This window comes from Collinsella aerofaciens (genome assembly GCF_028206795.1).
In the GTDB taxonomy this organism is placed as follows: domain Bacteria; phylum Actinomycetota; class Coriobacteriia; order Coriobacteriales; family Coriobacteriaceae; genus Collinsella; species Collinsella aerofaciens_AX.
Genome location: NZ_JAQLFJ010000017.1, coordinates 1 through 13,203 on the forward strand (window position 1 = coordinate 1; position 13,203 = coordinate 13,203).

Here is a 13,203-nt window from a genome sequence, read left to right on the forward strand (position 1 = left end):
GCTAGAAATCATATGACGGGGCGCGGGCCGTGTTCCGCTATGCGGTTGTCAATTTGCGAAAGAAATTATGCGTCACCAGTAGTCATCCGAGAAAACTCTCATCTTCTCTGTTTGCATACACATATCTTTCAAGGATTCGTGCCGCGGTTACATGGGGCTCGGCAAGGCACGACCGCAACATGTTGGTCAAGCATAATCTTTTGGATTCTTTTGGCGTGAGCGGCTTGGTTTTGGTAGGATTTGTCAGCGGCTTGACTAAGGGGGTTTTATAACTGCCATGCAGGTAGCCGTGTTGGTAACGTTTTACCGACTTGCCAAGAACCCCTCATAATTAATGCGTCTGCAAAATGACCAATTGCTTTGACCTGCTGAAACACTATATGTTGTGTTTGAACTAAAAAAAGAATACAGGATATAGATGCCTCTTTGTCGTATGATAGATGGCGGACAGAGAACGAGGACCTTATTTGCCCCATTTGGATAGATCTTTGAGCCGCTTGATCGGCCGCGAGGATTGTCCGCATGAGGACCTATGGTTTATCGAGAACACAGATTGCGCGACGGCGCCGCAAGACAGGGGCAAGCCCTGCCGGGCATCGTTTGGCTCTGAAGCGCAATGAGACTACGACGCGAAAGAGGCAAGAGGATGAAGATCATCAAGCGCAGCGGCACCGAGGTTGTCTTTGACATCGATAAGATCGTCAATGCGATTCGCGCCGCAAACTTGGAGGTCGAGGAGAGCTCTCGTCTAACCGACCGCCAGGTGGTTTATGCGGCGCAAAACGTCGCCGAGGCATGCGAGAACGCGGGCCACACCGTTTCGGTCGAGGAGATCCAGGATTTGGTCGAGGACGAGATCATGCGTCTCGACTGCTACGAGGTCGCCCGCCACTACATCATCTATCGCTATGTTCAGAGCCTGAAGCGCCAGAAGAACACGACCGATGACAAGATCCTGTCGTTGATCGAGTGCAATAACGAAGAGGTCAAGCAGGAGAACTCTAACAAGAACCCGACCGTCAACTCCGTTCAGCGCGACTACATGGCCGGCGAGATTTCCAAGGACCTGACTCAGCGCGTGCTGCTGCCCCAGGAGATCGTGGATGCCCACAACGAGGGCCTGATCCACTTCCACGATTCCGACTACTTTGCCCAGCACATGCATAACTGCGACCTGGTGAACCTGGAGGATATGCTCCAGAACGGCACCGTTATCTCGGGCACGCTGATCGAGAAGCCGCATAGCTTCTCGACCGCTTGCAACATCGCGACGCAGATCATCGCCCAGGTTGCTTCCTCCCAGTACGGCGGCCAGTCTATTTCGCTGACCCATCTCGCCCCGTTCGTTGAGGTGAGCCGTCAAAAGATTCGCGGCGAGGTCGCTCGCGAGCTTGAGGAGCTCTGTGTCTCGGCGTCTGCCGAGAAGGTGCGCGAGGTCGTTGAGGATCGCCTGCGCGATGAGATCCGTCGCGGCGTCCAGACGATTCAGTATCAGGTCGTGACCCTTATGACCACCAATGGCCAGGCGCCGTTCGTGACGGTCTTTATGTATCTCAATGAGGCCCGTACGCCCCAGGAGAAGCACGACCTTGCCATGATCGTGGAGGAGACACTTCGTCAACGCTATGAGGGCGTTAAGAACGAAGCCGGTGTGTGGATTACCCCGGCATTCCCCAAGCTTATCTATGTACTCGAGGACGATAACGTTCACGAGAATTCCCCGTACTTCTACCTGACCCAGCTTGCTGCCAAGTGCACCGCCAAGCGCATGGTGCCCGACTACATCTCCGAGAAGAAGATGCGCGAGCTCAAGCTGTCGAAGGGCGAGACCGCCGGTAACGGCGATTGCTACACCTGCATGGGTTGCCGCAGCTTCTTGACGCCCGACCGTTCGGGCAACGGCTTTAACAATGTCGCCAACGCGCTGAACTATGACCCGACCAAGCCTAAGTACTATGGTCGCTTTAACCAGGGTGTTGTGACCATCAACCTGCCCGATGTCGCGCTGAGCTCGCATCAGGACATGGACAAGTTCTGGAAGATCTTCGATGAGCGCCTTGAGCTGTGCCATCGTGCCCTGCTGTGCCGTCATGAGCGCCTGATGGGCACGCTTTCGGATGCCGCACCGATTCTGTGGCAGTACGGCGCCCTGGCGCGTCTGAAGAAGGGCGAGACGATCGATAAGCTGCTCGTGGGCGGCTATTCCACCATCAGCCTGGGGTATGCCGGCCTGTATGAGTGCGTCAAGTACATGACGGGCCACAGCCACACCGAGAAGGAGGGCACGCCCTTTGCCATGGCCGTCATGCAGCGCATGAACGACAAGTGCGCCGAGTGGAAGGCCGAAAGCGATATTGACTTCTCGCTGTACGGTACCCCGCTTGAGTCGACGACCTACAAGTTCGCCAAGTGCCTGCAGCGTCGTTTTGGCATCATCCCGGGCGTGACGGACAAGGGCTACATCACCAACAGCTACCACGTCCACGTGTCCGAGGAGATCGACGCATTCGACAAGCTCAAGTTCGAGGGCATGTTCCAGCAGCTTTCGCCGGGCGGTGCCATTTCCTACGTCGAGGTTCCCAACATGCAGGACAACCTCAAGGCTGTCATCCGCGTGATGCAGTACATCTACGACAACATCATGTACGCCGAGCTCAACACCAAGAGCGACTACTGCCAGGTGTGCGGCTACGATGGCGAGATCAAGATTGTCGAGGATGACGGCAAGCTGGTGTGGGAGTGCCCCAGCTGCGGCAACCGCGACCAGGAGAAGATGAATGTCGCCCGTCGCACGTGCGGCTACATCGGTACCCAGTTCTGGAACCAGGGCCGAACCGAGGAGATCCGCGACCGCGTGCTGCATCTCTAATAGTCATCCCAGGCCGCCCCGTAGCGAGGCCCCGGACCTTTACTCGCTATTTCGGACAGTCCTGGCTCACGACGGAGGCGCCACTGGCGCCTCCTGTTCGTGCGGAACTCATATCGAGCAAAGGTCCGGGGCCTCGCTACGGGGCGGCCAAGTTGATGTAGCTGAGATGCAGTATGCGGTCTGCTCACTCCTCGAAGTTCTTAGCGGAAATAATTCGAGCTGCAGCTGCGATTTACTTGCGATAGCGGTTGAGCCGCAACCCAGTTTTTATTGGACCTCGAACCCTATACTCGATGTTCGCTTCGTTCATTGAGTTGCCTTTTGCATGAGGCCGGGACATATCGTCCCGCCCGCAGTTTCGCAGGCCGCAGGCCGAGAATGTTTGAGGACGGGATGATATGCTCCAGACCCCCAGGAAGGTTACTTATGAACTACGCGAACATTAAGTATTTCGACATTGCTGATGGGGAAGGCGTTCGTACTTCTCTGTTTGTGAGCGGGTGCCGTCGTGGGTGCAAGAATTGCTTTAACTCTGTTGCGTGGGACTTTGCTGCGGGTGAGCCGTTCGATCGTGCCGTCGAGGACAAGATTATCGAGAGCCTCGATCATCCCTTTATCGATGGTCTGACGATTCTGGGCGGCGAGCCTATGGAGCCCGAGAATCAGGCGGGGCTCGTTGATTTCATTGAGCGCGTGCGCGCGGCTTACCCGGTGGAGTCGGGGAAGACTATTTGGTGCTTTACCGGTGACGTGCTCGAGGAGCTTATGCCGGGTGGTCGTCACCATACTGAGGTGACGGACCGTATCCTTGCCTGCCTCGACATGTTGGTGGATGGCCCGTTTGTTCAGGATCTTTATGATATCTCGTTGCGCTTTAGGGGCTCGAGTAACCAGCGTGTGATCGATATGAACGCTACGCGCGACCGCGCTGTGCGTGAGGGCGTTGCGCTTTGCGACGCTGTGCAGCTTTGGCGGGACGATCCAGTCTATTCGACCCATACTATGTAGCTTGTGGTCGATGCCGGAGGGTGTGGTACCATAGCGCGAACGTGAAATCGGAAAAGTGAGGCCCAGATGGTCGATCAGGAAAAAGTCGAGGCCGCCATTAAGCTGTTGCTTGAGGGCATAGGCGAGGACCCAACTCGTGAGGGCCTGCTGGAGACCCCGGCGCGCGTTGCCCGTATGTATGGTGAGATCGCCGGCGGCATGGACCAGAGTGCCGAGGAGCACCTGTCCAAAACCTTTGCCGTCGCTTCGAACGATTTGGTTATCGAGCGCGACATCACGTTTTACTCGCTGTGCGAGCACCATCTGCTGCCGTTTTATGGCAAGGCCGCGATCGGCTATATCCCTAACGGTCGCGTGGCGGGTCTGTCTAAGCTTGCTCGCACGGTTGAGGTTTATGCCCGTCGTCTGCAGCTACAGGAGCAGCTGTGTGCACAGGTTGCCGATGCCCTCATGGATTATCTCGCTCCCCAGGGAGCGATTGTGCTCATGGAGGCTGAGCATATGTGCATGACCATGCGCGGCGTGCAAAAGCCCGGCACCAAGACCGTGACGCTCGCTCGCCGCGGCGTCTTTGAGACCGACCCGTCGCTCGAGGAGCGATTCTTTAGGATGCTGGGCCGCTAACCATGAGGGTCGTCAACGACTTTACATCGAAGACCGATGAGGGGACGTCGCGTCGCGGCTTTATGGCTTCGGGCCTGACCCCCTTTGGCGCTATGCCTCGCATTGATTACATTTGTGCCAACGGGCTGTTCCGGCGGCACCTGGGCAACATTGCGCAGTTGGAATCGGGACGCATCTTCTGCCGCCACGGTATTGACCATCTGCTCGATGTCGCTCGCATTATGTGGATCAAGAATCTCGAGGAACAGCTCGAATTTGACCGCGAGGTCATCTACGCCACGGCACTTCTTCACGATATCGGCAAAGATGAACAGTATGAATCGGGTATATCCCATGATGTTGCAAGCGAACGCGTCGCTGATGCGATTCTCGGCGGCATGCCCGATGACGTGGCGTTTGAGCCGGCCGATGCCGCAGCCATTAAGACGGCCATTCTGGGCCATCGAAAGCTGCGCGTGAACAGCCAACCGCTCGAGCGTCTGCTCTATGCAGCCGACAAAGCGTCGCGCGCCTGCTTTGCATGCCCCGCGCGCAATGCTTGCAACTGGAGCGATGATAAAAAGAACCTGTCGATTCGCGTGTAGTTAGTTTGCGCGGTCGGGGTTCTAAACGAAGGAGACGATCGCGTTGAGTAACAAAAAACTGCCCGAGAATGCAACCAAGACTGAAGGTGCTGAGCTCGCCCGCCGTGGAAGGGGCGAAATATCCACCGCAACGGCGGTGCCTCACGTGAGCTATGACGATCTGCGCCATGCCGATCGTATTGTCATTGACGGCCTTGAGGTTTTTGCCAACCATGGCGTGTATCCCGAGGAGAACGCGCTGGGTCAGAAGTTCATCGTTTCTCTGGTGCTCTATGCCGACCTGCGCGCGGCGGGGGAGCACGATAACCTGGACGCCTCGATTGACTACGGCTCGGTGTGCCACGATGTCGATGGCTATCTGCGCGAGCACACGTTTAAGCTCATCGAGGCGGCAGCCGAGGGTGTGGCCCAGATGCTGCTGCGTCGTTACCCCCTGCTGCTTGGTGTGCGCATAAAGCTCGATAAGCCGTGGGCTCCTGTTGGCCTGCCCCTGGCAAGCTGCGGTGTCGAGATCGAGCGCGTGCGGTAACCGGTTCTAATACGTCTCTATGGGTGGCTGCTTGAGCCGCTGCGACAGAGCTCTATTGTTGGGACAGTACGTGTCGAGCAGGGCGTGAAAACGCTGATTGTGGCTTGGCTCGAGCAAGTGGACGAACTCGTGGGCGACAACCATGTCGAGGCATTCGACGGGGTAGGCGGCGAGCTCGCGCGCGATGCGAATGGCGCCGGATTTGGGCGTGCATGATCCCCAGCGCGTTTTCATGCTGCGCACGGAGATGCGGGCCACGGTGACGCCCATTGCGACTTCGTACGCGTGCACGATGTCGCGCAGCGCCGATGTGACCTCGGACGCATAGAGCTGGTCGATGTGGGCTTGGAGCTCATCGGACGTTAGGCCGTCGAGGATTGCGTGCCGCTTGGCCTGTGGGCCTTCGTCCGATTCATCGGTACCCATAAAACTTGCGAAGGTGGCCTGTTTGGGTCGCGGTGCGGGTGATGCAAAGTTGTGATCGAGTGCATCCTGTACCGTGATGGGCTTGCCCCAAAGTGCAATGATGGACGAGGGGCTGAGCGGCTCTCGTGCCGTCGCCTGACGCTGCTCGCGCTGGGCAAGTCGGCTGGTAATCCAGGCGCTGTTGCGCTTCACAAACGCTTCGATACGCTCGCGGGTGGCGCCGAGCGGTGCGCTGGCGTGGACCTCACCGCTCGAAGTGACGCGTAGGTTGAAGTTCTTGACGCACTTTTTGGTAACGACGACGGGGATGGGCGTCCCATCCGGTCGGGATGCGGAAATCGTAAACTGCTGCGTCAAAAGCGGTCCTTTGGATTGGGGACGGGCCGGCATGTCGACCGTTCGGCATGCCGGCCCGCTCAAGGGATGTGAAATTAATAACGCTCAAAGAAGGCGAGCGCGTTGTCGCTGCAGAGCTTTTGCATCACGGTCTTGCCAAAGTGCTTGGAGAGCATGTTCTGGAACTCGGGCATCATGCTGGCATCGGAGAGGAAAGCCGGCACCGTGGCGCCGTCCCAGTCGCCGCCGAGCGCGATGACGTCCTCGCCGCCCAGGTCGAGCCAGTGCTCGATATGTGCCGCCAGCTGGTCGAAGGTGACGTCTGCGGCGGTCTTGTCGGTTGCGTCGTTGGAAAGGAACTCGCTGCAGTAGTTGAGGCCGACGATGCCACCCATGTCGCGAATGGTGCGGAACTGGTCGTCGGTGAGGTTGCGTTTGACGCCGCAAACCGCACGGGAGTTGGAGTGGCTGGCGACGAAGGGGCGCGTGGCGTGGGCGACAACCTCGTCAAAGCACTCATCGTTGAGATGGGAGACGTCAAGCACCATGCCGGCGTGCTCCATCTGCGTAAGTGCCTCAATGCCGGCGGCGGTGAGGCTGGCGTGGGTATCGTGTCCGCTCGCGAGCGGCCCCTGCGCATTCCAGCTGAGTGACGACATAAGCACGCCCAAGCTCTTGAGCACTTCGATCAGCGCGGGGTCCTCGGCAAAGAACGTGGCGTTTTCGATGGTATGGATGCAGGCGACCTTGCCGTCCTTGAGCGCAGGGCGAATGTCAGCGGCGCTGCGTACGTTGACCATGCGGTCGTGGTTGAGCATTGCCTGGCCGCTCATATGCGCCATGATCTGCGCCTGGAAGCGCGCGGCGTGGGCGGTGGGAATCTCGTCGGGGACAAACGTGGCGAAGCACTGTGCCCACGGCGTGTTGCCGATCTTTGCGAGCGAGATGGCGCAGGCGTTGCCCTCGATGAGGTCGAAATCTTGCGGATGCGTTTCGTCGCCGGGGAAATAACCGTCGGTGCCGGCGGTAAAGCGCAGGTCGAGATCGAGCGTGGCCCAGCCGATGCGGTCGGCGGTGTCGCAGTGTAGGTCAAATACGGGATATGCCATGGTTCCTCCGGTTGCAGCGTTTCTTTGCAAACTGTCTTTGAATTGTATGACTAGGGTATAGTTAGCGCCATATGTTCATGGCGGCCCGCGTTGTGCGCCGCCCTTATCACGGAGGTTTCCATGTCCAACCAGGGCAAGAAGGTCAAGACTCATTATCGCGGCACGCTCGACGACGGCACGCAGTTCGATAGCTCCTACGATCGCGGCGAGCCGCTGGAGTTCACCTGCGGCGCCGGTCAGATGATCAAGGGCTTCGATGCCGCTGTTGTCGACATGCAGGTGGGCGAGAAGAAGACCGTGCACATTCCTGCTGCCGATGCCTACGGCGAGCACAACCCCGAGATGGTCCTGACCTTCCCGGCCGAACAGGTTCCCAACATCGAGCAGATCGAGACGGGCATGAAGCTCTTCCTGTCCACGCCGAGCGGTATGCCCGTCCCCGCCGTGGTCATCGATGTAACGCCCGAGGCCGTGACGCTCGACGCCAACCACGAGCTGGCCGGCAAGGATCTCAACTTTGATATCGAGCTCGTCGAGGTCGAGGGTTAGAGTATGCCTGAACGCTTGGTTTCGACGACATGCTTGGGAAATCTCAACGATCCGTCCTATGAACTCCTGCTTCGCCGGGAGCTGGGTGGTGTCTTTGAAGTTGACGAGCTGCTGCTCGATTGGGACCAGGCTGATGTATGCGCGTTTGTGGGCGTGACGGAGCTGGGGCGCACAGTCGATGTTCGGCTGGATGCTGCCGACGACGGTCGTCTTGCCGATGGTGACGTGCTCGCCATCGACCGTTCGGGCATGGCGCCCGTGGCGGTTGTCGTGCGCCTGCGCAGTGCCGAGGTTTATTTGGTCGAAGTTGACCGTATGGACCCGATTGCGCTCGCGCATGCGTGCTGGGAGATCGGCAATATGCACGCGCCGATTTTCCGAGGCGACTCGGACGAGCATACCGTGCGCATGTATACGCCGGTGCAGCCTGTTTTGGGCCGCATGCTCCGGGGTGTCGAGGGTGTTCGGCTCTCGGTGGTTACCCGTGGACTCGATGCGGCCCGGCGCTTTGCGTCGAGTGCGGCGGAGGTCGTCGTGAGCATGGCTCCCGGCTTTACCATCGTAAAAAAGACGCGCGGCTAAGCGCGCGTATGTGTAAGACGGGCTTTGAGGGGCGACCAATCAAGGTCCGTCTTGCTGTTGATAGGAGGCTTTGGGGAAAGCATATGGGTCTTGAGGGAATCAAGCTGATTGCATGCGATTTGGATGGAACGCTGTTGCATCCGGGGGAGCGCGAGCCACGTTCCGAGGCATTTGAACTCATTCGCGAGCTGCACCGCCGTGGTGTTGTGTTTATGCCGGCGAGCGGTCGCCAATACGCGAGCTTGCGTTACCTCTTTGCGCCGGTGGCCGATGAGCTCGCCTATGTATGCGAGAACGGTGCCCTGGTCATGAGCGAGGGGCGTGCCGTGGTCAAGCGTTCTATGGAGCGTGGCCTGGCCATGGATATCGCGAATGCCGTGGCTGCGTACCCCCATGCCGACGTGACCCTTTCGTGCGAGGGACACCTCTACACCATGAGCGGCAACGATGCGTTTGTTGACCACCTGCGTTATGAGGTCCACTGCGATGTGGCGGTGGTCAACCGTCCCGAGGACATTGACGAGGACGTCATTAAGATTGCCTTCCAGACGCCCGAGGTGGAGCAGCCGGCGGCCTTGGAGTATTTCGAGCGCCTCTTTAGCGACCGTGTCGACGTGATGACGTCGGGAACCGAGTGGACGGACTTTATTGGCTTTGGTTCGGGTAAGGGTTCCGCGCTTGCCGATTACGGTCGTGCCCTGGGTATTTCGCCCGATGAGATGATGGCGTTTGGCGATAACGAAAACGACCGCGACATGCTCAACGTCGTGGGCCATCCCTATCTGATGGAGAGCTGCAATCCCTCTATGCGTGACATCAACGACCGCGTCCATTACGTGCGCACGGTCGAAGAGGAACTGCGCCGCCTGCTCGCCGAGTAGGTTTTCGGGACATGCCTAGAAATGTACTGTTTGCTGTAGCGGATGGGCAAGTAGATTTGTAGGCATGTCCCAAAGGCTACTGGCAGTCGGGGCAGAGTCCTTCAAAGATGGTGTAGTGCGAGCTGACGCTCCATCCGATTTGCTCGGACGCCCTGGCGTCGAGCTGGGCATCGAAGGGGAGCGGTACGTCGATGACGCGGCTGCACGAGGTGCAGATGATATGTGCGTGCGGCTCGATGGTGCGATCGAAGCGGCTGCCGCCCGGCGTCTTAATAGAGAGAATCTCCCCTGCGTCGGCTAAGAGATTGAGGTTGCGGTAGACCGTGCCGCGGCTGATCTTGTCATCCTGTTCGCGTACGGCGTTGTAGACTTCGTCGGCGGTGGGATGGTTATAGCTTTGGCGCACAGCGTCAAGAACCAGCTTTCGCTGCCTGGTATTCCTTCTTTGCACCGCCATGCGCCTCGCCTCTTTTCTATCAACGGTCGTAGATAAATGATACCGTATTTAGCACACAATACTAATAACGAGGAATGAAACCGTCTTCATTCGTAAGTGGGGCTTGGGCTTGGGCGTCTACAAGGCGAAAACGTGTCCCCATGCGCTCGTAGGAGGCATGAAGCGCCTCGAGTTGAGACACGATGTTTGTCGGCGTGCCTTGTAGCTCCATCTCAACCGAGCCGTCTTCCATATTGCGCACCCAGCCGGTGAGGGAGCGCGCCTGCGCGAGGTTGGTGTTGGTGAAGCGGAAACCGACGCCCTGGACCTGCCCTTCCCACCGCAGGAAATAGCGCTGCGGGGCGTCTTGAGTGGCCTCGTCACTTGCGAGCACGGTGAGCCTACGGCGCAGCTCGAGCTCGACGCCAGAAGGCTTTTGGGGTTCGCGGCTGCCGCCGGCGACGCCCGAGAAAAGCTTGTCGAAAAAACCCATCGCTATGCCTGCTTGCCTGCGTCGGCCGGGAAGGCGATACCCGCCTGCTGACGCACGGCATCCATGATACGCAGCGACACGAGCGTGACATCGCGGTAGTGGCCGAGCTCGTGGCGTCCCGCCGGGGTCTCCCAAATCTCTTCCTTAACGTTATCGATGCCGCCGATGGCGCTGATAAAGTCTGTGAGTTCGTATTCCATAGTGTTGCTCGATTTGGGAAGGTCGAGCACGCGGCTGTTGTCGCCCTGTTCGCGCGGTGCCTCGGTCGCCGAGCCGCGTACGACGTCGCCGCGATAGTCGATGCGGACGTTGCGGGGCGTGGACAGATGGTCGATCTGGATAGTGCCACGCTCGCCTTCGATCTGCGAGGGCAGCAGGTCATTCGTAATTTTGGAGTGCGCAAGCTCGACGGAGATACGGCCACCGCCGTAGCTGGCGAGGATGGAACCGCAGCCGTCGATGGGGCCGTGCGTGAGCTCTTGCGTTGAGGGGTCAAGCAGCGTGGTCATGCTGGTGAGACCGGAGGGCATGCCGAAGATCTCGACCATGGGCTCGACGGTGTAGACGCCGATGTCCATGAGGGAGCCCGAGGCCATGTGGCAGTCGAAGATATTGGTGGCGCGCCCCGCGAGAACCTCGTTGTAGCGCGAAGAATACTTGCCAAAGCGCAACGATGCACGACGAATGGGCGCAATCTCGCCCAGGGCGTCCTCGATGGCGTGGAAGGCGGGGTCATGGAGCGGGCGCATGGCCTCGAGGGCTACGACGCCCGCCGCCTCGGCTGCGCGAAAGACCTCGAACGCCTGCGCCTCGGTGGCACAAAAAGGCTTTTCGACGATGACGTGCTTGCCGCCTGCGATACAGGCGAGCGCCTGCTCGTAGTGGAGCGCATTGGGGCTGCCGATGTAGACGGCATCGACGTCGGCGGCTGCCGCAAGCTCATCGAGTGAAGTAAAGTTTCGCTCGCCACCGCGCTCGGCGGTAAAGGCGGCACCGCGATTGGCATCGCGTGAAAGCGTGCCCACAAACGCGGCTTGGTCGTTGGCGTTGACGACTTGGATAAAGTCGTCGGTGATCATGGATGTGCCGATGGTCGCGATGCGCAGCATACGTCCCCCTTGCGTTGTTTGGTCTACAGGATGAGTGTAGCGCGTGGGGATATAAAGCTGCGCGAAAACGCTATTACAGGTCGCTCTCGTTAAAGCCGGCGTCGATATCGAGGTTGCTGCCGTCGGCCGCCGTGGTGGCGAGCTCATCGCAGCGCTCGTTGAGCTCGTGACCGGCGTGACCCTTAACCCAGATGAAATCAACCTTGTGCTTGCTTTTGGCGGTGAGTAGGCGCTCCCACAGGTCGCGGTTCTTGACGGGTTGCTTGTTGGCGGTTTTCCATCCGCGCTTTTTCCAGCCGTCGATCCAGTGCTTGTTAAAGGCGTTGACGACATACTGCGAATCGGAATGGACTTCGACCTCGCAAGGGCGGTTGAGCGCCTCGAGCGCCACGATGACCGCCATGAGTTCCATGCGGTTGTTGGTGGTCTTGGCATAGCCGCGCGAAAGCTCGGAGGTGAAGGTCTTGCCGGCGGGGTTGGTGTATTTGAGCACGGCGCCGTAGCCGCCGCGTCCCGGATTTGATCGGGCCGAGCCGTCGGTATAGATGATGACCTTCACGGGCTTCCTTTCGTTGAGTGCATTTCGTGTGAGTGACCATTGTAGCGCCATGCCCGCCGGGGGCCAGCAATCTACGATTTCTACCCCGTCTTCCGACTGTTAGTTGGCATGGATGATGCGGTTGAGCTCGTCGAGGTATTGCTGCAAGAGGAGAGAGGGCTTGCGCTCGTCGTGCATGATGTAGCCAACGTGCATCGTTGGGGCGTCTGCTAGCGGGATCGATGCCATGCCCCATTGCATTTCATTGGAGAGGACACCGGTCGACAGGGTGTAACCGTTCGACGTGATAAGTAAGTTAGTAAGTGTTCCGCGGTCCGAGATTCGTATGTTGCGGTCGCAAGGGATATAGCTAAAAGGTTCCTCGGCGTAATAGAAGGAGTTTGAGGTTCCCTGCTCAAAGCTGTAGCGCGTATAGGGCGTGAGGTCGGCAAGGGACAGCTGCGGGCGGCGTGCGAGCGGGTGGCGCTCGCTAACGAAGACGTGGACCGTCGCGTCGAATAGGGGATGGAAGCTTGCGCGGGCATCGGCGAAGGCCTTCTGCAGAACGCGGGCGTTAAAGTCATCCAGATACAGAATGCCGATATCGCTGCGAAACGCACGGACGTCATCGATGATCTGCGATGTGGTGGTCTCGCGCATGATGAACTCGAACTTGCTGTCGCGGCAGCGCTCGACTACGTTGACAAAGGCCTCGACCGAAAAGGCGTAGTGCTGGGCGGAAATGGCGAGGCGGGCTTGCGGGGTGCCACCGTCCTCGTAGCGTGCCTCGAGCATGTCGGCCTGCTCTACGACCTGGCGCGCATAGCCCAAAAGCTCGGTGCCGTCGTTGGTGAGCGTGACGCCGCGGCTGGAGCGCGTAAAGATCTCCAGATGGAGCTCTTGTTCTAGGCTTTTGACGGCGTTTGAGATGTTGGACTGAGCGGTATAGAGGCGCTGAGCTGCGGCGTTGATTGAGCCGGACTCTGCCACGGCGATAAGAAAACGAAGCTGCTGGAGTGTCATCGGTGCCCGTCCTTTCGATAGCTATCTAAAAAACCGATAACAGGTTAGCGCTTTTAAGTGATTGACCGAGCGAAACAATGCTCGTACTATTCAAAACACACAAAGGC

At 58.8% G+C, this 13,203-nt stretch carries 15 protein-coding genes; 8 read left to right on the forward strand and 7 right to left on the reverse strand.

Annotation, left to right across the window (positions count from 1 at the left end; translation table 11 throughout):
* Positions 1 to 646: 646 nt before the first annotated feature.
* From nrdD to folB, 5 genes are all read left to right on the forward strand, one after another.
* Entirely contained in the window at positions 647 to 2,869 is a 2,223-nt protein-coding gene (gene nrdD / locus PMX70_RS09305; protein ID WP_271743418.1) for an anaerobic ribonucleoside-triphosphate reductase, read from the forward strand.
* Between the two features lie 426 nt (positions 2,870 to 3,295).
* On the forward strand, positions 3,296 to 3,877 hold the full coding sequence (gene nrdG, locus PMX70_RS09310; protein WP_271743419.1) for an anaerobic ribonucleoside-triphosphate reductase activating protein: 582 nt from the start codon (positions 3,296 to 3,298) through the stop codon (positions 3,875 to 3,877).
* Positions 3,878 to 3,943: 66 nt separating this feature from the next.
* Positions 3,944 to 4,501: a GTP cyclohydrolase I FolE gene (folE, locus tag PMX70_RS09315; RefSeq protein WP_271743420.1), complete on the forward strand. Its 558-nt coding sequence runs from the start codon at positions 3,944 to 3,946 to the stop codon at positions 4,499 to 4,501.
* Between the two features lie 2 nt (positions 4,502 to 4,503).
* Positions 4,504 to 5,085, forward strand: a complete 582-nt coding sequence (locus PMX70_RS09320; RefSeq protein WP_199583454.1) for an HD domain-containing protein — start codon at positions 4,504 to 4,506, stop codon at positions 5,083 to 5,085.
* A gap of 43 nt (positions 5,086 to 5,128) precedes the next feature.
* Positions 5,129 to 5,614: a dihydroneopterin aldolase gene (folB, locus tag PMX70_RS09325; protein ID WP_117648306.1), complete on the forward strand. Its 486-nt coding sequence runs from the start codon at positions 5,129 to 5,131 to the stop codon at positions 5,612 to 5,614.
* Between the two features lie 6 nt (positions 5,615 to 5,620).
* On the opposite strand, the gene PMX70_RS09330 is transcribed toward folB, so the two are convergent.
* Together PMX70_RS09330 and PMX70_RS09335 are read right to left on the reverse strand one after the other, a co-directional pair.
* Positions 5,621 to 6,397: a M48 family metallopeptidase gene (locus PMX70_RS09330; RefSeq protein ID WP_271743421.1), complete on the reverse strand. Its 777-nt coding sequence runs from the start codon at positions 6,395 to 6,397 to the stop codon at positions 5,621 to 5,623.
* A 74-nt stretch (positions 6,398 to 6,471) separates the two neighbouring features.
* Positions 6,472 to 7,485: a dipeptidase gene (locus PMX70_RS09335; RefSeq protein WP_271743422.1), complete on the reverse strand. Its 1,014-nt coding sequence runs from the start codon at positions 7,483 to 7,485 to the stop codon at positions 6,472 to 6,474.
* Positions 7,486 to 7,605: 120 nt separating this feature from the next.
* Here PMX70_RS09335 and PMX70_RS09340 point away from each other — a divergent pair, with 120 nt between their 5' ends.
* The 3 genes from PMX70_RS09340 (at position 7,606) to PMX70_RS09350 (ending at position 9,497) form a co-directional block, all read left to right on the forward strand.
* Entirely contained in the window at positions 7,606 to 8,034 is a 429-nt protein-coding gene (locus PMX70_RS09340; RefSeq protein ID WP_271743423.1) for an FKBP-type peptidyl-prolyl cis-trans isomerase, read from the forward strand.
* Positions 8,035 to 8,037: 3 nt separating this feature from the next.
* Positions 8,038 to 8,616 (forward strand): urease accessory protein UreE, encoded by a 579-nt coding sequence (locus tag PMX70_RS09345; protein ID WP_271743424.1) that lies wholly within the window; start codon positions 8,038 to 8,040, stop codon positions 8,614 to 8,616.
* Positions 8,617 to 8,699: 83 nt separating this feature from the next.
* Complete coding sequence (locus tag PMX70_RS09350; RefSeq protein WP_271743425.1) at positions 8,700 to 9,497, forward strand: HAD-IIB family hydrolase; 798 nt, start codon at positions 8,700 to 8,702, stop codon at positions 9,495 to 9,497.
* Between the two features lie 76 nt (positions 9,498 to 9,573).
* On the opposite strand, the gene PMX70_RS09355 is transcribed toward PMX70_RS09350, so the two are convergent.
* The 5 genes from PMX70_RS09355 to PMX70_RS09375 all read right to left on the reverse strand — a co-directional run bounded on the left by PMX70_RS09355 (position 9,574) and on the right by PMX70_RS09375 (position 13,096).
* On the reverse strand, positions 9,574 to 9,954 hold the full coding sequence (locus tag PMX70_RS09355; RefSeq protein ID WP_271743426.1) for a Fur family transcriptional regulator: 381 nt from the start codon (positions 9,952 to 9,954) through the stop codon (positions 9,574 to 9,576).
* A 61-nt stretch (positions 9,955 to 10,015) separates the two neighbouring features.
* A complete protein-coding gene (locus PMX70_RS09360; protein WP_271743427.1) occupies positions 10,016 to 10,426 on the reverse strand; it encodes an acylphosphatase in 411 nt (136 codons plus the stop codon).
* 2 nt (positions 10,427 to 10,428) lie between these two features.
* The gene (locus PMX70_RS09365) at positions 10,429 to 11,535 is read right to left on the reverse strand and encodes a Gfo/Idh/MocA family protein (protein ID WP_055251408.1); all 1,107 of its coding nucleotides are present in this window, start codon (positions 11,533 to 11,535) and stop codon (positions 10,429 to 10,431) included.
* 73 nt (positions 11,536 to 11,608) lie between these two features.
* Positions 11,609 to 12,145, reverse strand: a complete 537-nt coding sequence (rnhA, locus tag PMX70_RS09370) for a ribonuclease HI (RefSeq protein ID WP_118388192.1) — start codon at positions 12,143 to 12,145, stop codon at positions 11,609 to 11,611.
* A gap of 48 nt (positions 12,146 to 12,193) precedes the next feature.
* Positions 12,194 to 13,096: a LysR family transcriptional regulator gene (locus PMX70_RS09375; protein ID WP_055251412.1), complete on the reverse strand. Its 903-nt coding sequence runs from the start codon at positions 13,094 to 13,096 to the stop codon at positions 12,194 to 12,196.
* Between the last annotated feature and the right edge of the window lie 107 nt (positions 13,097 to 13,203).

What these genes read in the sequence shown, in the direction of transcription:
- nrdD (WP_271743418.1), top strand. Translation starts at nt 647, where the DNA reads ATGAAGATCATCAAGCGCAGCGGCACCGAGGTTGTCTTTGACATCGAT.
- nrdG (WP_271743419.1), top strand. Translation starts at nt 3,296, where the DNA reads ATGAACTACGCGAACATTAAGTATTTCGACATTGCTGATGGGGAAGGC.
- folE (WP_271743420.1), top strand. Translation starts at nt 3,944, where the DNA reads ATGGTCGATCAGGAAAAAGTCGAGGCCGCCATTAAGCTGTTGCTTGAG.
- PMX70_RS09320 (WP_199583454.1), top strand. Translation starts at nt 4,504, where the DNA reads ATGAGGGTCGTCAACGACTTTACATCGAAGACCGATGAGGGGACGTCG.
- PMX70_RS09335 (WP_271743422.1), bottom strand. Translation starts at nt 7,485, where the DNA reads ATGGCATATCCCGTATTTGACCTACACTGCGACACCGCCGACCGCATC.
- PMX70_RS09340 (WP_271743423.1), top strand. Translation starts at nt 7,606, where the DNA reads ATGTCCAACCAGGGCAAGAAGGTCAAGACTCATTATCGCGGCACGCTC.
- PMX70_RS09345 (WP_271743424.1), top strand. Translation starts at nt 8,038, where the DNA reads ATGCCTGAACGCTTGGTTTCGACGACATGCTTGGGAAATCTCAACGAT.
- PMX70_RS09350 (WP_271743425.1), top strand. Translation starts at nt 8,700, where the DNA reads ATGGGTCTTGAGGGAATCAAGCTGATTGCATGCGATTTGGATGGAACG.
- PMX70_RS09355 (WP_271743426.1), bottom strand. Translation starts at nt 9,954, where the DNA reads ATGGCGGTGCAAAGAAGGAATACCAGGCAGCGAAAGCTGGTTCTTGAC.
- PMX70_RS09360 (WP_271743427.1), bottom strand. Translation starts at nt 10,426, where the DNA reads ATGGGTTTTTTCGACAAGCTTTTCTCGGGCGTCGCCGGCGGCAGCCGC.
- PMX70_RS09365 (WP_055251408.1), bottom strand. Translation starts at nt 11,535, where the DNA reads ATGCTGCGCATCGCGACCATCGGCACATCCATGATCACCGACGACTTT.
- rnhA (WP_118388192.1), bottom strand. Translation starts at nt 12,145, where the DNA reads ATGGCGCTACAATGGTCACTCACACGAAATGCACTCAACGAAAGGAAG.
- PMX70_RS09375 (WP_055251412.1), bottom strand. Translation starts at nt 13,096, where the DNA reads ATGACACTCCAGCAGCTTCGTTTTCTTATCGCCGTGGCAGAGTCCGGC.